General features: G+C 30.8%; 14 protein-coding genes. 12 read left to right on the forward strand and 2 right to left on the reverse strand.

What is annotated here, in order from left to right; translation table 11 throughout:
- Window positions 1–18 precede the first annotated feature (18 nt).
- The 3 genes from A7L45_RS07160 to A7L45_RS07170 all read left to right on the forward strand — a co-directional run bounded on the left by A7L45_RS07160 (window position 19) and on the right by A7L45_RS07170 (window position 3,131).
- Window positions 19–1,053 (forward strand): ABC transporter substrate-binding protein, encoded by a 1,035-nt coding sequence (locus A7L45_RS07160; protein WP_071612142.1) that lies wholly within the window; start codon window positions 19–21, stop codon window positions 1,051–1,053.
- A gap of 61 nt (window positions 1,054–1,114) precedes the next feature.
- Window positions 1,115–2,464, forward strand: a complete 1,350-nt coding sequence (gene pgtP, locus A7L45_RS07165; RefSeq protein ID WP_071612143.1) for an MFS transporter — start codon at window positions 1,115–1,117, stop codon at window positions 2,462–2,464.
- A 181-nt stretch (window positions 2,465–2,645) separates the two neighbouring features.
- Entirely contained in the window at window positions 2,646–3,131 is a 486-nt protein-coding gene (locus tag A7L45_RS07170) for a hypothetical protein (RefSeq protein ID WP_071612144.1), read from the forward strand.
- 47 nt (window positions 3,132–3,178) lie between these two features.
- On the opposite strand, the gene A7L45_RS07175 is transcribed toward A7L45_RS07170, so the two are convergent.
- Window positions 3,179–3,754 (reverse strand): C40 family peptidase, encoded by a 576-nt coding sequence (locus tag A7L45_RS07175; protein WP_071612145.1) that lies wholly within the window; start codon window positions 3,752–3,754, stop codon window positions 3,179–3,181.
- A gap of 282 nt (window positions 3,755–4,036) precedes the next feature.
- Between A7L45_RS07175 and A7L45_RS07180 the strand changes: the two genes are divergently transcribed.
- On the forward strand, window positions 4,037–5,497 hold the full coding sequence (locus A7L45_RS07180) for a sensor histidine kinase (protein WP_071612146.1): 1,461 nt from the start codon (window positions 4,037–4,039) through the stop codon (window positions 5,495–5,497).
- A gap of 62 nt (window positions 5,498–5,559) precedes the next feature.
- Here the strand turns inward: A7L45_RS07180 and A7L45_RS07185 are convergent, their stop codons facing one another.
- On the reverse strand, window positions 5,560–8,295 hold the full coding sequence (locus A7L45_RS07185) for a peptidoglycan D,D-transpeptidase FtsI family protein (RefSeq protein ID WP_071612147.1): 2,736 nt from the start codon (window positions 8,293–8,295) through the stop codon (window positions 5,560–5,562).
- 357 nt (window positions 8,296–8,652) lie between these two features.
- Here A7L45_RS07185 and pknB point away from each other — a divergent pair, with 357 nt between their 5' ends.
- From pknB to A7L45_RS07225, 8 genes are all read left to right on the forward strand, one after another.
- Window positions 8,653–10,149, forward strand: coding sequence for a Stk1 family PASTA domain-containing Ser/Thr kinase (pknB, locus tag A7L45_RS07190; RefSeq protein WP_071612148.1), 1,497 nt, complete (start codon window positions 8,653–8,655; stop codon window positions 10,147–10,149).
- Between the two features lie 256 nt (window positions 10,150–10,405).
- Complete coding sequence (locus tag A7L45_RS07195) at window positions 10,406–11,098, forward strand: YjbE family putative metal transport protein (RefSeq protein ID WP_071612149.1); 693 nt, start codon at window positions 10,406–10,408, stop codon at window positions 11,096–11,098.
- Window positions 11,099–11,212: 114 nt separating this feature from the next.
- On the forward strand, window positions 11,213–11,590 hold the full coding sequence (locus A7L45_RS07200) for an HIT family protein (RefSeq protein ID WP_071612150.1): 378 nt from the start codon (window positions 11,213–11,215) through the stop codon (window positions 11,588–11,590).
- 224 nt (window positions 11,591–11,814) lie between these two features.
- Window positions 11,815–12,882 carry a mannonate dehydratase gene (uxuA, locus tag A7L45_RS07205; protein ID WP_071612151.1) on the forward strand — a complete coding sequence of 356 codons (1,068 nt, stop codon included), beginning with the start codon at window positions 11,815–11,817 and terminating at the stop codon, window positions 12,880–12,882.
- 226 nt (window positions 12,883–13,108) lie between these two features.
- Window positions 13,109–13,783 carry a response regulator transcription factor gene (locus A7L45_RS07210; protein WP_071612152.1) on the forward strand — a complete coding sequence of 225 codons (675 nt, stop codon included), beginning with the start codon at window positions 13,109–13,111 and terminating at the stop codon, window positions 13,781–13,783.
- Window positions 13,780–14,805 (forward strand): sensor histidine kinase, encoded by a 1,026-nt coding sequence (locus tag A7L45_RS07215; protein ID WP_071612153.1) that lies wholly within the window; start codon window positions 13,780–13,782, stop codon window positions 14,803–14,805. The genes A7L45_RS07210 and A7L45_RS07215 overlap by 4 nt, the downstream gene beginning before the upstream one ends.
- A gap of 93 nt (window positions 14,806–14,898) precedes the next feature.
- Window positions 14,899–15,693, forward strand: a complete 795-nt coding sequence (locus A7L45_RS07220) for an ABC transporter ATP-binding protein (protein ID WP_071612154.1) — start codon at window positions 14,899–14,901, stop codon at window positions 15,691–15,693.
- On the forward strand, window positions 15,690–17,579 hold the full coding sequence (locus A7L45_RS07225; RefSeq protein ID WP_071612155.1) for an FtsX-like permease family protein: 1,890 nt from the start codon (window positions 15,690–15,692) through the stop codon (window positions 17,577–17,579). The genes A7L45_RS07220 and A7L45_RS07225 overlap by 4 nt, the downstream gene beginning before the upstream one ends.
- Window positions 17,580–17,651: the final 72 nt, after the last annotated feature.

Raw genomic sequence — 17,651 nt, forward strand, 5'->3', positions numbered from 1 at the left:
TATTCTGGAGGTACCTTAATGAAAGCTTACAAATTTACTATGTTTATTTTTCTCTTGATTTGCTCAATATCGTTAACTGCATGCAATAAAAACAGGAGTGATTATCCTAGCCTGCAAGGAAAAAAACTTTTGGTTTACGTAGCCTTTCATGAAGACGAGGCTAAACCATTACTAGAAGGTTTTAAACAAAAAACTGGTTGTGAGTATTCCCTTTTGAGGTTTCCTACAGGGGAAGCTTTAGCCCGGGCAATTGAGGAAAAAGCAGCTCCTAAGGCAGATGTTTTTTTAGGTGGAACCGTAGATGCCCATGAGTATATGAAAAAAGAAGGCATAATTGAAAAATATATTTCTACAAATGCCAGTTCTATTCCTGAAAGATATAAAGATGAAGATGGGTATTGGACAGGACTTTATATAGAAGCCTTATCTATTGGTATCAATAAAGAAAGATGGGACGCCGAGTTTAAATCAAAGGGAATAAAGCTGCCGGAAAGTTTTCAAGATCTGTTAAATCCCGCTTTTAAAGGTGAAATTATTATTCCTAACCCAAAAACCTCAGGCACAGGATACACTTTTGTTTCTTACCTTGTACAATCAATGGGAAAGGAAAAAGCCTTAGAATATCTAGGTAAGCTCAACCATAATGTAGCTCAAGTTACTACAAATGGTCTTACTCCAGCAGAAAAGGTAGGTATTGGTGAATATTTAATTGCTGTTAATTTTATAAATCAACAGCTTATCGTTAAAAAATCTGGATTTAATATACAATATAAGATTCCTAAAGATGTAGGATGGACACTTTGCGCAGTCTCTAAGATTAAAAATGGTCCGGATTCTAAGGCTGCAAATGCTTTTATAGATTATTGCTTAACGGCGCAAGCCGGTAATGCTCTGAAAAATTTTTCTATGGCTATGTCTACAAGAGAAGATGTGTCATTGCCAGAGGGAGGACAAAATTTAAGTAATCTTATAGGTAGTGATAAATACGATTTTAAAAAAGCGGGCATTGATAAAGAAGAAATGTTAGATGCCCTTGAAAGGATTAAACCGTAAATTTATATATAGATTAATATATTTAAATTAAAAAATATAAAATGAAAGGTCGATGAAATGAATGGAGAATTTATTTAATTTTTTAAAACCCGCTCCAGCTATTGAAAGATTGCCAAAAGAAAAAATTGATCCAGTTTACAAAAAGTTTCGGTTACAAGTATTTATAAGTATTTATATTGGTTATATGGGTTATTACTTTGTTAGGAGTAATTTTTCACTAGCTAAGATGTACTTAATTCATGAAGGATTTACAAAAACACAACTTGGATTTGTTGCCTCTGCGCTAGGACTTGCTTATGGTATTAGTAAATTTGTTATGGGTAACGTATCAGATAGATCCAATGCAAGGTACTTTCTAGGCATCGGTTTAATTTTGTCTGGTATTACAAATCTATTTTTACCACTTACAACAAGTCTTACAGTAATGTTTATGTTAATGCTTATAAATGGATGGGTTCAAGGTATGGGTTGGCCACCATGTGGAAGGATCATGACTCATTGGTTCTCAGATAAAGAGCGTGGCGTTAAAATGTCGATTTGGAATACCGCACATAATGTGGGTGGTGGATTTATAGCTGTTATTGCGCTTCTTGGTGTTCAAATATTTGGAAATTGGAAAGGGATTTTTTATTTACCAGCTATTATTGCAATTGTAATTGGAACACTTTATATGATTTTTGCAAAAGATACACCTCAATCTGTAGGTCTTCCTCCTATTGAAGAATATAAAAATGATTACCCCGCTGTAAAAGTAAAAGACAGAGAAAAGGAAATGACTGCAAAGGAAATACTGTTTAAATATGTATTCAATAATAAATATTTATGGTATATCGCTCTAGCAAACGGATTTGTATATATGGTGAGGTATGGCATTATTAATTGGGCTCCATTATACTTACAAGAAGTAAAAGGTTTTAATGTTAAAGAGTCGGCAATTGCATTTTCTTTATTTGAATATGCTGCAATTCCGGGTACTATACTTATAGGATGGATTAGTGATAAAATATTCCATGGTCGTCGTGCACCAGTAGGTGTAGCTTGTATGGTAGGTGTTACGGCTGGTGTGTTCATATATTGGCAATCTTCAAGTGTTTTAGCAATAAACATTACTTTAGCTTGCATAGGTGCCTTAATATATGGACCTGTTATGCTTATTGGAGTAAGTGCCTTAGATCTAGTGCCTAAAAAGGCTGCTGGAACTGCTGCTGGATTTACAGGACTCTTCGGTTATCTTATTGGGCAAGTTTCAGCTGAAATTGTAATGGGAATAGTTGTAGATAAATACAAATGGGATGGAGGATTCATGCTTCTTATGGTTTCTGCAGTACTTGCTATTGTATTTCTTTCCCTTACTTGGAATGTACATGATAGGTCAAAACCGGATTCTGAAGAGATTAAATATGTAAACTAAATAGATATTAAGCATAGAAAATTTTTTTATAGGCCTCCTATGGTATAGGGGGCTTATATTTGTGCACAGGGGCATGGCAATTTGCAATAAAAAGTATTTATTTCATTAATTATATGTAATAATGTCAATAGTTAACGCAAATTTAAAAAATATTATAATAAGTATTAAGGAGGCAATGTTAATGGTTACATATATAGGGGTATTGTTTTTATTTACATCTATGGGGTTAGGTATACCTGCTATTTTTATTTATGCTTTTACTGTAGATATAATTAATTGGTTTTCTAATAGAAAAACAAGGACTTCTAAGCCAAAACGCAAAATATTTAAAAATAAACAAAAATCAAAGTTAAAATTAACTGATAAGATTTTTGGATTACTTATTCTAATAGCAATATGTATATTACCAATATGGAGTTTACGTATGGTTACGCCTTATTGGTTAGATGTACCTAGTATAATCACAAAAGACTACAGTGTAGATGAGGGTGCTGTAACTGTTTATGCTGCAAAACCTACAAGTAGGAAAACTTGGGGTTACGATTCTATAACTGTAAATGGAAATGATTATCCAATAGTAGATGATAGTAAGGTTAAGACGGGTATGAATGTAAAGATAAAATATTTACCCCATACTAAATTAATAATGAAATTGTGGTATGAATAACAAAGTAATGATTGCTTAGCTAATGAAGAATCCATTTGATATAGTACTTATTTTAATATCCTCTTACCTATAACAAATTTTTCTTTGTAATATCCCGTTAATTCAGAGATTTTTATAACGTCACCGGATTTTGGAGAATGTATAAACTTATTGCTGCCAATATATATTCCAACGTGAGATACTTGGTATGGTAGATCTGGATTTGTTCTAAAAAAGACCAAATCTCCATTCTTAAGATCATTTATATTAATAGAAATACCTTCATTTACTTGTTCCATAGTAGTTCTAGGTAAATTTATACCAAAATGTTTATAGGTATATGCTACAAAACCAGAACAATCAAATCCACCACTCATATATTTTCCAAAAGCATCAGATATTGCAGGTGTAGTGCCACCCCATAAGTAATGCATTCCTAGAAAAGTATCAGAATAGGCTTTTAAATCATTCCCAGTTATTGATGAACTGTATTGTTGCCCGTTTGTTATATATTTAGCTTTATTTAAGGGAGTTTTAAAATTTGAGAAAATAGTAAAAATCATATATATTAGAGATAAAAATATAAGCATTAAAGTTAAAAACCAGGGGTTTATTGAATTTTGTTTATAATAAGTTTTTCTCATATAAGCTCCCATCGTTTATTATTTTAAATTATCATATAGTAACTTATTGTAGCATTTCTAATAATATACTAAATATTTAGAAAAATTAGTATGAAAATAAATTTGATTTTATTTTAACAAAAATACACCAATATGTAAGACATTGTGGTATATTGATTAGGAAGAATTAAGTTTTATGTAATAATATGTATAAAAATAAGGCGTTTTATGATAACTATACTAAAATAAACTGATTTTCGATTTGATTGTAGTACAAGCTTTTCAGAAGAGAGGATAATTGTTATGAATAAGACAGATTATAGGAGTAAAAAGGTTATGTTGCTGGGATGTTTTTCAGCAGCTTGTTTATCATTAATTATAATCTTATTTAGTACATACAGTATGAATAAAGTACGTATAGAATCTGATTTTATTTCACAAAGAATACTTCCAAGTAAAATATTTACATTGGAGATTTTGACATCATTAATTAATCAAGAAACAGGAATCAGAGCCTATATTATTTCAGAAAATAAAGTTTTTTTAGAACCGTATTATTCAGAAAGCATAGGAATTCAAAAATATTATAATTCTCTAAATAAATTAAAAGAGGTAGGACTAAACAATGACACTATTAACCGAATTGATAAGCAAAGACAATATATTCAAAGGTTTTTTTATCAGCAAATTTTATTAGTAGAGTCTGGGGAGTCAGATCAGGCAAAATTAAACTTAACTAAGGGTAAAAAGTTAGTAGATGAATTTAGGGTAACTGATAATATTTTACTTAACGATATTAACTCACAGATAAATAGTTCCAGTAACAAAGTTATAAAAACTCAAAGGATCCATAAATATTTACTGGCTTTTTTAGGTGTTATACTTATTGCATGTAATTGTATATTTATTAATTGTATTTGGAATTGTATGCATAAACAAATTAAGAAAAAAGATGAAGTAAATGAAGACTTACAAAAGGTACTAACTAGTCAAGAGGAGTATATTACAAGTATATCTCATGAACTTAAAACACCGCTAAATGTTATATTGTCTGCGGCTCAATTGTTGGATATGTATAGTGACAGTGGGTTACTATATGAAAATAAAAAGTCAACGATCAAACATATAGACTCCATAAAGCAAAATGCATATAGATTGTCTAAATTCATCAATAACATTATTGATTTATCTAGAATTGAATCTGGAATCTTTAAGTTAAATTTATCTAATAACAATATAGTGGAAATTGTAGAAGATATGGTAATAGCGGTTACTGAGTTTACAAAAAGTCGAGGACTAAATATTATTTTTGATACAGATGTAGAAGAAAAGATTATTGCTTGTGATCCAGAAAAGGTAGATAAAGTAGTATTAAATATTATATCAAATGCGATAAAATTTTCAAGCGATGGTGGTCAAATATTTGTAAATATTAAAAATGACATTGAATTTGTTGAAATATCTGTGGAAGATAATGGAATTGGAATTGACACAAAATATTTCAATTCAATATTTAATAAATATAGCCAGATAGATAAATCATTATCAAGAAATGCCGAAGGTACAGGTGTTGGATTAACTTTAGTTAAGTCGATTGTAGAATTAGCTGGTGGTAGTATAAATGTTGAAAGTGAACTTGGTATAGGAAGTAAGTTTACGGTTAGATTTCCTTCAAAACAAGTACTTAATGAAAAAATTCAATCTAATAATGCAATGAGAAATGAAAAGCAAAATGTTAAAGTAGAATTTTCAGATGTTTATTAATAAAATATGTGTTTTTAATAAATATAATTCGGCAAAAATAAAGAGAGCCAATTAGGCTCTCTTTATTTAATTCGTTTTAATTTTATGTCATAATGATTTTGATACTCTTTCATTCGAGGATCGTTTTTAAAATAACTCTCATACATACCTCTAGCAACTTTTGCAGCATCAGCACCGTAACCACCATCAAAAATAACTACAGATATTGCGATTTTAGGATTGTCAGCAGGTGCATAACCTACATACCAAGCATAATCGCCTCTACCAATTTTATTTTGTATACTAGATTCAGTAAACTGTGCTGTACCTGTTTTACCACCTGTAGGTATAGGAAAATCACCAAGTGCTGCATATGCTGTACCATCAGTGCCGCCACCTGCACCTGTAACGCCATTCATGCCTTGCATAACTAGGGATCTAGTTTCAGCACTCATATTAGCTTTATCTATTACAACAGGTTTCGTTTGAGATATTAATTTTCCATTAGAATCTTTTATATTATCAACTAAATGAACCTTATATCTTGTTCCACCATTGGCAAGGGTTGCTATATAATTTGCCATCTGAAGAGGTGTGAAATTGTCCATACCTTGACCAATTGATGCAATAAACATATTGTATGGCAAACTCAAAGAACCGTGACCTGTTTGCACTGACTGATAGTATACTTCAGTTACGACTGTATTTATATTAACATCAGTAAATTTTTGTTTTTTGTACGTAGGATCGGCAGCAATTAATTGCTTAAATAAACCCACATAATTTTTTTTAGAGAAAGTTCCATTTTTTACAGAATCCCTTATATAATTTTTAATTTGTGTTTTAATTTCTGAAAGTTTTTTCCCATCAGAAACAATATTAGTATCTTCATCTCTATCGTATAAATCGATTGGTGGGAATTTTGATCCATCTGAGGATGAAACTCCATTAGTTAAATCTTGTTCAATACTTAAAAGATATTGTGATGCTGATAAGTTTTTTTGTGACACAGTATTATATACTTGCCCAAAATTCTCACTTATTTCTATTCCGGTACCAGGACTCGTTGAATTAGGATTAGCACCTAGGCCAAACATCCATGCATATTTAGCTAAGACATCATCACCAAATTTTTCTCTTAATTTCTGGCCTACATTCATAAAAAATGGGTTACTAGATTTTCTTATGGCACTAACTACATTTACAATGCCATTTCGACCATCTGTTGTAAAGGGATTCCAATTTGGACCTCCTATTTTATCTTCACCACCCATATCATAGCCGCCTTCATCATCGTAAGTTGAATCAGCATTTATAACTCCAGCTTCGAGACCAGCAATTGCAGTCATTGGTTTAAATGTGGAACCAGAAGGAATAAGTGACATAGTTGCATAGTTATATAAGTACTTTGGATAATAATCAAATTTATCCTTTCTAAGGGTTGTATTTCCTTTTATACTTTTGTCTATTGGAAACATATAATCAGTTAAAGATGATATCCCATCAGCTTTTGCCATCTTTTCATAATCTGGATTAAAATATTTTTGTGATTGAGCTTCAGTTAAACCTTGCGTTGTAGAAAAATCATTTGGATTATAACCCGGAAGACTTACAAGGGCTAGTAATCCACCAGTATTAATGTCTATGGCAACAGCTGCTGCTCTTGTAGCATTTGATACATCTAGGTCGCCACCTGAAGTTCCTGCAGCTTGTAATGTCTTCATTTGAGTGCTTAATGCATTTTCTGTGGCATATTGCATATTTGCATCTAATGTAAGTTGAACATTTTTACCTGGAACTGCTTTTTTATTATGAGCAGTATTTTTGATTATTGCTACAGAATCATCATTTATATCTTTTTCTCCGTTAACGCCTTTAAGGTTACCCTCCATTGCAGCTTCAATTCCAGAAGTTCCAACATAATCTACACTTGTGTCATAACCCTTTTCTGCGTACTTTGATTTATCAGCAGAGTTTATTTTGCTTATATATCCTAGAACTGATGAAGCAAGTTGGCCGTAAGGATATTCCCTCATAGGCTGATTTTCTACTTTAAAACCTTGTAGGTCTGAGAGGCTTTGCTCGAATATAAGCGATGTATTCAGTTTCATATTAGTTGCTACATTAATTGATTTATAATCAGAAAAAAAGTTCATGCTGATACCGTCTTCTATAATTAAATATCTTCTTATTACATCTGGAGTTGCATTTATATTCAAACTTGCAAGTCCACTTTTTACCTTATATTTATCAAGGAGTTTGTTATAAATTTGTTCTGGAGTTAGTTTTAAAAGCTCATTATTAAGAGCAGTTTTTTCAGAGGGATTTAACTCTTCTTCTTTTTTACCCTCAAATTTTGCCTTTAATATAGTTAATTGAAGGTTTCTATCCTTTAAAAATCTTAAAAGCAGGGTTTGATTTCCCTTAGCATCATTTGAAGGGAATTCAAATCTGTACGGATTAATCTTTAATGCAAAATTGTCTGTCTGAACTTCTTTATTATCATCTAAAATTTTAAATACTTTTTGTAATGTTGTAAATAGTTGTTTGTTATCCTTAGTTGTATCAGTTGTACTTGTATACGTAAGGTTATAACCTAGTGTTTCAGTCGCAAGTTTTATTCCATTTTTGTCTGTTATGAGGCCTCTTGGTGCAGCTACTGTTACAAGCTTTGCAGAATTAATAGTTTCAGCCTGCGCCTTGTAATAATCACCTTTTAATACTTGTAAATAATATAACTTTGCACCTAGTGCTAGAAATATTGCTAGCATAATTATAGAAAGAATATTATACCTATTAAATTTCTTCTTTTTTTTCATTTCATCACCATTTTAAACTTTCATTTTTTTTTACACAATAAAATTATTAGTATCTGTCAGCATTCTCAAAAAACAATCTAAATGGTGACTTTGTGAAGCATCGTAATTCATACACATTTTAAATATACGTCTAGATATAAGCTTTGTCAATTACATTAATGAGTTAATTACATCCTAAATTATCGGACGTTAGATTTTTCATATGATTAGATAAATTATACCACTAAAATTCATATATCTTATACCTATCATACATGATTCGACAAAATAAATCCATAATTACATTCTGTCTCATTCATTTTTCATAAGTTATGATATAATATATAGGGTAATATTCTTCGTAGGGGGAAAAAACATATGATAGGGACATTTCTTTTAAATAGATATGAGTTATTAGAGAACATCGGCGAGGGGGGCATGGGAACTGTTTATAAAGCAAAGTGTCATGTGCTAAATAGATTTGTCGCTGTAAAGATATTAAAATCAGAGTTAAGCAATGATGATGAGTTTGTTTCAAGGTTTAAAATGGAAGCTACCTCAATTGCGAAATTATCACATCCAAACATAGTGAATGTTCATGACGTTTGCTCTGAAAATGATGTTAATTTTATAGTTATGGAATATGTTGATGGAAAAACATTAAAGCAAATAATAAAGGAAAATGGAAGAATTACATCCAAGGAGACTTTAGATATAGTTTTTCAGGTAGCAAAAGCTCTCCAGTGTGCACATACGAGCGGTATAATTCATCGCGATATAAAGCCGGATAATATAATGATAACCAAGGAGGAAATGGTTAAGGTTATGGATTTTGGAATAGCTAAAGTTGCAGATGCAAGAACTGTAACCAATTCTAATAAGGTAATGGGAACGGCACATTATTTTTCTCCAGAGCAAGCAAAAGGAAATTTTGTTGACTGCAGATCAGACATATATTCATTAGGCATTGTAATGTATGAAATGGTGACAGGGAAAGTACCTTATGATGCAGAAAGTGCTATCACAATAGCTATGTTGCATATCCAGGGGGTGATTATTGCTCCAAAAGATGTTATTATCAATATACCGGAAAATATAAACCAAGTAATTTTAAGGGCCATGCAAAAGGAAACTATTGAAAGGTACCAAACTGCGAATGAAATGGCAGAGATTATAGGTGCTATTAAAGAAAATCCTAATTATAAAGTTATAGTAAATAGTGAAATAGATGGTGCTACAAAAATTATGGACACAGTAGTAGCTTCCAATATAAGAGATGATTTAACAACAGTTATGAGTAAGGAAGAAATTTTTGATAAAACAGTTTTTGGAAAACCATTAGCTGAGGAAACAATACTAAAAAAAGAAAGTGAAGTAATACCTATAAAGAAGAAGATTAGTAGGAATAAAAAGGTTATTATAATTATAATGTCAATTATTTTGATTGTTAGTATTGTCGCTTTAGGAAAATCTTTAGCTAATGGTAATGTGATTGAGGATAAGGCGACTATTAATACGAAAGCTACAGTTGTGAAAACTATTGTTCCAAAAGTACAAGTATTTGAAAAGAAATTTGTACCCTCACTTATTGGGAAAACTCAAGATAGTGCAAGACAAGTAGCCGTTAGCAATGGTTTTTTGCTGGGTGATATAACAAGTAATTATAGTGATAGTATTGATAAGGGGTTAGTTATTAGTCAGTCGCCGGTGGTAAATACAGCTTATGAAAAAGGTGGTAAAATAAGTATAGTTTTAAGCCTAGGTAAAGACAAAGTTCAAGCTACACCGCCACAAACAAAGGTGGTAAAAGACATGAAAAAAATTGAACAGATACATGGAAAGAGCCCTAAGGGGAAACATTCTAAAAACAAATAGAACCTTATTAGTGATATGTTTGCGTTAAAATGAATAAACTTAATAAGTAAATATAATAAGAAGGCATATAGTTATGGTAGTGATATGAATGGCATATACCTAAAATCATTGTAATATAGCTAGATATAAGGTATATTATAGAAAGAGTGTAAAGTTTAGAAGTGATTTAGAAAACATAAAAAATAGTTATTAAAGTTTGTGTTAAGTGATGAATTTTAATGCCAAGTGAAAGAAGGAGATACAAACGGAGACTTTAATGGTTTTTATAATAGGAGTACTGCAAATTACAATACTTGATTTAACATTATCAGGTGATAATATAGGTGTTATAGCACTTGCAACAAAAAATCTATCACCTAAATTTGCGAAAAAAGCTAGTTTTATAGGAATAGCAGGAGCTATAGGATTAAGAGTGTTATTTGCCTGTGTCATTACTCAAATAATGGCTATACAGTGGTTGCCGATTAAATTAGTTGGTGGACTTGTTTTAGTAAAAATAACATGGGACTTTATTAAGCCTCAGACTAAAGAAGTAGAGTGTGATGTAAAAAAAGCAGATAAATTTTGGGGAGCTGTAGCGGTAATTATTATTGCCGATATTAGTATGAGTCTTGATAATGTAATAGCAATAGCAAGTACAGCAGATGGCAATGTTTTATTAATTGTTATCGGTATTTTGATAAACATACCAATAATTTTTTACGGAAGTCGATTTGTTGCAAACTTAATGAAAGATCACCCTATTGTTATATTCCTAGGTGGTGCAATACTCGCTCACACTTCATTTAAAATGATACTTGAGGATAATATAACAATAAAATATTTAGGCCTTTCAAATACAGTTTCAGTGATAATTCCATGGGTTTTTGCCATTGGTATATTGTTGTATGGATACTTAGTAATAAAAAGAGCGGAAAAAGAAAAAACAGCTTTTGGACATAATACATAAGAACCAATATTAAAAAAACTGTACTTAATAGTACAGTTTTTTTGTTATAGAATTAAACTGTCATGGAAAATAGAACCTAAAATGATAACATAATATTAAAAGGAGACGATAACGATGTCGGAATGTATATTTTGCAATATCAATGAATCAGAAATAATAGTAGAAAATAGGTATGCAGTTGCAATACTTGATCATTTCCCAGTAAATAATGGTCATTGTTTAATAATAACAAAAAGGCATTTTGCTAACTTTTTTGAGGCAACAGAGGAAGAAATTAAAGCAATATACAAATTACTGCATGAGGTAAAAGAGATGTTTGATATTCAATATGAACCAGCTGGATATAATATAGGTATTAATGTAGGAACATACGCGGGGCAAACTATAAACCATTTGCATGTGCACTTGATTCCTAGATACATAGGTGATGTGGATGATCCAAGAGGTGGAGTAAGAAATTTAAAGGAGTCGTTGGTTGAGTATGATGGATAGAAATTAATATTATTTCTAAATCTTGACTACTCCTTATTGTTATGCTAGTATACAAGTATACTGATTCGAAATTTTTATATCATTAGAAATATTTACTACCTATAGGTGATTTATTTATCAAATATAGGTTAGTATTGATTATGTGAAAACGTAAACATATAAGTATAAGTATAAGTAGTGTAAAAAAAATTTACACTACCGTAAAGAAAGAGGGGAATATTAATATGAAAATGACACTAAGATGGTTTGGAAGTAAATATGACAGTGTAACTTTAAAACAAATAAGACAAATTCCTGGTTGCGTAGGTGTTATAACAACACTATATGACACTAAGCCTGGAGAAATTTGGAGTACAGAGGCAATTAAAGAAATGAAAAGGGAAGTAGAAGCTGCAGGCCTTGAGGTTAGTGGTATTGAAAGTGTAAATATTCATGATGATATTAAGATTGGACTTCCAACAAGAGATTTGTATATAGCAAACTATATTAAGACTCTTGAAAACTTAGCAAATGAGGGTATAGATTTAGTTTGTTACAATTTTATGCCTGTATTTGACTGGACGAGATCTAATCTTGCAAAGATGAGAGCAGATGGTTCCACAGTTCTTTCTTATGATCAGGAGCTTATTGATAAAATAGATCCAACTAAAATGTTTGAACAAATAGATTCTAATTCTAATGGATTCATAATGCCTGGGTGGGAACCAGAAAGGCTTGCAAGAGTAAAAGAATTATTTGAACTCTACAAAGATGTAAATGAAGAAAAATTATTTGAAAACCTTGTGTACTTTCTTAAGAAAATTATGCCAACTTGTGAGAAGCTAGGAATGAAGATGGCTATTCATCAAGATGACCCAGCATGGTCTGTATATGGACTACCAAGAGTTATAAACAATAAGAAAAACATTCAAAGGATGTTAGATGCAGTTCCAGTTATGAATAATGGACTAACATTGTGTACAGGTTCTTTAGGATCTAACCCTGATAATGACATTCCTGATATGATTAGAAGTTTCAAAGGAAGAATTCATTTTGCTCACTTAAGAAATATTAAACACCTTGCACCAGGTAAGTTTGATGAAGCAGCACATTTATCATCTGATGGATCATTAGATATGTTTGAAATTATGAAAGCACTTTATGATATTGGTATGGAAGGGCCTATAAGGCCAGATCATGGAAGAATGATTTGGGATGAAGTTGCAATGCCTGGGTACGGATTGTATGACAGAGCACTAGGAGCAACATACTTAAATGGATTATGGGAAGCAATAGATAAATCATCTAAGTAATGAATAAGCAAAGAGTAGCATCTTAATTAATTAGGATGTTACTCTTTTATAATTACATAATTATTATGATATTACTATAAGTCACACACTTTAAAACACAGCAAATCATGGTATATAATGGTATAATTAACTAAAGATTGATGCATAATTGTAGATTAAACGCAAATTATTCATAATTTGAGAGGTGAATGTTTCAGATTTAAAAGTGGAATTAGGAGAGTGAATTATGTATAAGATAATGACAATTGAGGATGATAAATCATTGTGCATTAACATGAATGAAAGTCTTATAAAATGGGGCTTTATGACCTCTATTATAGATGATTTTGAGGACATAACTGCAGAGTTTGCTAGCATGAAGCCTGATTTAGTGATTATGGATGTAAACTTACCTTATTTTGATGGATTTTACTGGTGTGGAAAAATTAGAGAAATATCAAAAGTTCCTATAATATTTGTTTCTTCAAGGGACACTAATATGGATATTATTATGGCAATGAATACAGGCGGCGATGATTATATAACCAAGCCATTTTCTATGGATATTTTAATTGCTAAGATAAATGCTTTGCTTAGACGAACTTATTCTTATGGTGAGCAACCCTCTGATTTAGTAGAATGTGATGGAGTAATACTCAATTTAGTGGATAACACGATTCAGTATAAAGAAGAGAAAATTGACCTTACCAAAAATGAATTTAAAGTAATGCTTCTACTTATGAAAAATAGGGGTAAGACCATATCTAGAGAGAGGATAATGAGGGGGATATGGGATGATGATAATTTTATTAATGATAACACTCTCACAGTAAATATTAACAGGCTTCGCATGAAAGTTAGCGATATGGGACTAAAGGATTATATAGTTACAAAGAAAGGGTATGGGTACATGATTTTATGAATATAATCGCATACATTAAAAATTCAAGCTTAAAAATATTATATTTCATATGTATCTTCTTCACCATAAATCTAATCCTTTTAAGTAGTAGTCCTATAGATGCACAGTTTAACGATATTATATATATGGATTTTCTACTGCTTTTTATATCATTAATATTTGTATTTATTGATTATAGAAGATGGAAATATAGTTACAAAGGTATTTACGAGGCTATACGCATGGAAAAAATCGTAGATGATAGCCTGCCTCATAATAGTTACTATTTCGAAGCTCAGCTTATAAAAGACGTCGTTAGGTTTAAAAATGACGAATCAGACAAGAAAGTTAACGACATAAAATCAGCCTTTGAGGAAATGAATGATTACATAATAAAGTGGGTTCATGAAATAAAAATACCTATTTCGGTATGTGAGCTTATAACTGGCAAAATAGATGACACAGATGTGGCAGAACAGCTTATTGTTGAATACACCCGAATAAATTTTTTTATTAATCAGGTGCTTTATACAAGTAGAGCATCTAGCTACTCAGAGGACTTACAAATAAATGAAATTAGTATTGAAAATATGATAAAAAAAGTTGTTAAAAGAAATGCTACTCTTTTCATATCAAGAAATATAAATTTAGAACTAGGTAATATACATTATGATGTTTTGTCCGATGAAAAATGGCTTTCTTATATTCTTGACCAACTTATCAATAATGCATGCAAATATGTGACTAGGGGCGGTAAAATAAACATTTATGCTAAAGAAGATTTTAAATCTATTAATCTCTATGTTAAAGATAATGGTATTGGAGTTCAAGAAAAAGACATAAATAGAATATTTGATAGAGGTTTTACAGGAGAAAATGGGAGAGCGTTATCAAAATCTACAGGTATGGGTTTATACTTATCTAAAAAGATGGCTCATAAATTAAATCATGATATATATGTTAAATCTGAGGAGGGAAATGGTACGGAGTTCGCTATATGTTTTTATAAATTATCAGATTACTCCAAGGTTACAAAAATGTAATATTAAATAACAAATGTAACTTAAATTCGATGGTTGGCCATGTGGTTAATAGGTAGAATAAAGGTAAGCTTTTATTTTATGAGGAGGGTTTTTATGAGTTACGTTATTGAAACTAAAGATTTAAAGAAAATTTATGGTTTAAAAGGTATGGGCTTGGCTGTTTTAGATGGAGTTAATTTGAAAGTGGAAAAGGGTGAATTCCTTGGAATAATGGGACCTTCTGGTGCAGGAAAAACAACTCTTTTAAATATTATATCAACCATTGATGAACCTACTAGCGGAAGTTATTTTTTTGAAGGAAAAGATATGAAGAAAATTAAGGGAAAGGAACTAGCTAATTTCAGAAAAAACAAGATTAGCTTTATATTTCAGGATTTTAATTTATTAGATACAATGTCTGCCCAAGATAATATAGCTCTTCCTCTTGCCCTTAGCAAGGTAAATCATACTGAAATAATAAAAAGGGTAAATGAAGTAGCGGGCTTTTTAGGATTAAAAGATCATCTTGACAAATATCCGTATCAACTCTCAGGAGGCCAAAAGCAGAGAACAGCTGCCGCAAGAGCTCTTATAACTTCGCCCTCAGTTATCTTTGCGGACGAGCCAACAGGTGCATTAGATTCAAGATCATCAGCAGAACTTCTGCAGTGTCTTACTCAGCTAAATGAGGAAACTAAAACTACTATAATAATGGTGACTCATGATGCTTTTGCTGCAAGTTATTGCAGACGAATAATGTTTATAAAAGATGGAAAGATTCATGCAAAACTCGACAAAAATGGAGGCAGAAAAGAGTTTTTCCAAAGAATTATGGACATGGGTGCATCAATGAATGGTGCAATAGATTATTACGCACAAAAGGAAGAAAATAGAGGTGACTCTAAATGAATTCCTTCAGCATAGCTTTCGATAATTTCAAAAGGAATATAAAAGTTTACAGCCTTTATATAATGTCTATGATATTTTCTGTGATTGTTTTTTATAATTTTGTAGCACTAAAATATAATCCGGATTTTCAAAAGGCTAATGAAACTAGTTCCTATATTAAAAGCACCTCAATTGCGGTTTCTTATTTACTCCTATTATTTATTATATTTTTCATTTGGTTTTCTAGTTCCTTTTTCTTAAAGCAAAGAAAAAGGGAAATTGGTATTTATGCTTTTATGGGAGTATCAAATAGTCAAATAGCGCTTATTTACTCCATAGAGCTTATTTTTATGGGAATAACTGCAACAGCTGTTGGACTAATACTGGGAGTTGTATTCTGCAAACTCTTTCTAATGATGCTAGCTAAAGTTGCAATACTTAATATGAAAATAGGTTTTTTCATATCTATTAAAGCAATAATTCAAACTACATTAGCATTTTTTATAATTTTCTTTGTAAATTCAGTTTTAGGTTATATAAATATAGTCAGAAGTAAGTTGATAGACTTGATTAATGCATCCAAAAGAGAAGAAAGACTTCCCAAAGTTAATTATGTAAAGGGATTGTTATCTCTAATATGTATATCTGTAGGATATTACTTTGCATTGCATGCCCGTGGTGAGAAATTTGAAGCAAATTTTCTTATTGCTATTATATTTGTAATACTCGGTACCTACTGGTTTTTTGGATCTGTCTACTCCATAATAATGAAATTTATAATAAACCGGAAGAAAATATTGTACAATGGAGTAAATATAGTAAGCATGTCCAACATTGCCTTTAGAATAAAAAATAATTATAGAACTCTAGCAGCAGTTGCCATATTAGCTACAATTACTTTAACCTCTTATGGAACTGTAGCCTCTCTTAGGTATTTTGTTCAAATAAGAGATGCTATACAAAAACCTTATGAAATTTCTTATATGTCATCAGATGATAAAGTAAAGCAGCAGGTAAGAGACAAGTTAGCATCATCAAAAAAAGATATAATCCTTGAAGAGAGTACAGAAGTCATTATTATAAAACCTCATATTTATGCAGAAATGAATTTACAACTTGGGGAATATGTGGCTTTAAAATATTCGGATTTTATAAAAATTAGTTCTGATCTAAAAGTAAAAGATTTAAAGAATTTTAAAAAAGAAAAATTACCTAAAGGCGAAATTTTATATGTATCACCACCTAGCGTTGTAATGAGTCTTTATGATTATAAAAATGTAAAAGCGAATATTAATAATAAAGATTACACTATAAAAAATACACTTAAAACTCCAATTTTGGGGAGTAGTATACCCCTTTGTCTAATATTAAATGATGAAGACTATGATTTGCTTAAGCCCACTTCCAAAATATATGAATTTAATGGTATAAAAATAAATAACACAGACAATATAAAATTACTAGAAAAGGAGTTAATTACAATTAAACCTATTAAGAATTCTTTACATGTAAATGTCAGTAAAGATAAGTCTTCTTACAGTGTTTTTGGGATAGTTTATTTCCTTGGAGCTTTTCTCTCACTTGTTTTCATAATTGCTACAGGAAGCATTATTTATTTTAAACTTATATCGGAAGCTTACTTAGATAAGGATAAATATGTTTTATTAAAGAGGCTTGGAATGACGAATAAGGAGATTTTTAGAGCTACTACAAGGCAAATAGGAATATCATATCTACTGCCTTTAGTTGTAGGTATAATTCATAGCTGCGTAGCAATGTCTGTTTTAAGCAAACTGATTGATTATAACATACTAACGCCAGCTATAAGCAGTATAATTACTTTTATTGTAGTATATGTAGGCTATTTTATTGCTACTACAAGGAAGTATATGAAGATAGTTATGTAAATTATAAGCAGCCACAAGGTAAGTATATCCATTCTTTTTTATTGGATTGAAATATACTGTCTTATGGCTGTT

This window comes from Clostridium estertheticum subsp. estertheticum, assembly GCF_001877035.1.
GTDB classification, from domain to species: domain Bacteria; phylum Bacillota; class Clostridia; order Clostridiales; family Clostridiaceae; genus Clostridium_AD; species Clostridium_AD estertheticum.

Bases quoted from the DNA above. Each gene is read 5' to 3' on its own strand.
- A7L45_RS07160 (WP_071612142.1), top strand. From the start codon at position 19: ATGAAAGCTTACAAATTTACTATGTTTATTTTTCTCTTGATTTGCTCA.
- pgtP (WP_071612143.1), top strand. From the start codon at position 1,115: ATGGAGAATTTATTTAATTTTTTAAAACCCGCTCCAGCTATTGAAAGA.
- A7L45_RS07170 (WP_071612144.1), top strand. From the start codon at position 2,646: ATGGTTACATATATAGGGGTATTGTTTTTATTTACATCTATGGGGTTA.
- A7L45_RS07175 (WP_071612145.1), bottom strand. From the start codon at position 3,754: ATGAGAAAAACTTATTATAAACAAAATTCAATAAACCCCTGGTTTTTA.
- A7L45_RS07180 (WP_071612146.1), top strand. From the start codon at position 4,037: ATGAATAAGACAGATTATAGGAGTAAAAAGGTTATGTTGCTGGGATGT.
- A7L45_RS07185 (WP_071612147.1), bottom strand. From the start codon at position 8,295: ATGAAAAAAAAGAAGAAATTTAATAGGTATAATATTCTTTCTATAATT.
- pknB (WP_071612148.1), top strand. From the start codon at position 8,653: ATGATAGGGACATTTCTTTTAAATAGATATGAGTTATTAGAGAACATC.
- A7L45_RS07195 (WP_071612149.1), top strand. From the start codon at position 10,406: ATGGTTTTTATAATAGGAGTACTGCAAATTACAATACTTGATTTAACA.
- A7L45_RS07200 (WP_071612150.1), top strand. From the start codon at position 11,213: ATGTCGGAATGTATATTTTGCAATATCAATGAATCAGAAATAATAGTA.
- uxuA (WP_071612151.1), top strand. From the start codon at position 11,815: ATGAAAATGACACTAAGATGGTTTGGAAGTAAATATGACAGTGTAACT.
- A7L45_RS07210 (WP_071612152.1), top strand. From the start codon at position 13,109: ATGTATAAGATAATGACAATTGAGGATGATAAATCATTGTGCATTAAC.
- A7L45_RS07215 (WP_071612153.1), top strand. From the start codon at position 13,780: ATGAATATAATCGCATACATTAAAAATTCAAGCTTAAAAATATTATAT.
- A7L45_RS07220 (WP_071612154.1), top strand. From the start codon at position 14,899: ATGAGTTACGTTATTGAAACTAAAGATTTAAAGAAAATTTATGGTTTA.
- A7L45_RS07225 (WP_071612155.1), top strand. From the start codon at position 15,690: ATGAATTCCTTCAGCATAGCTTTCGATAATTTCAAAAGGAATATAAAA.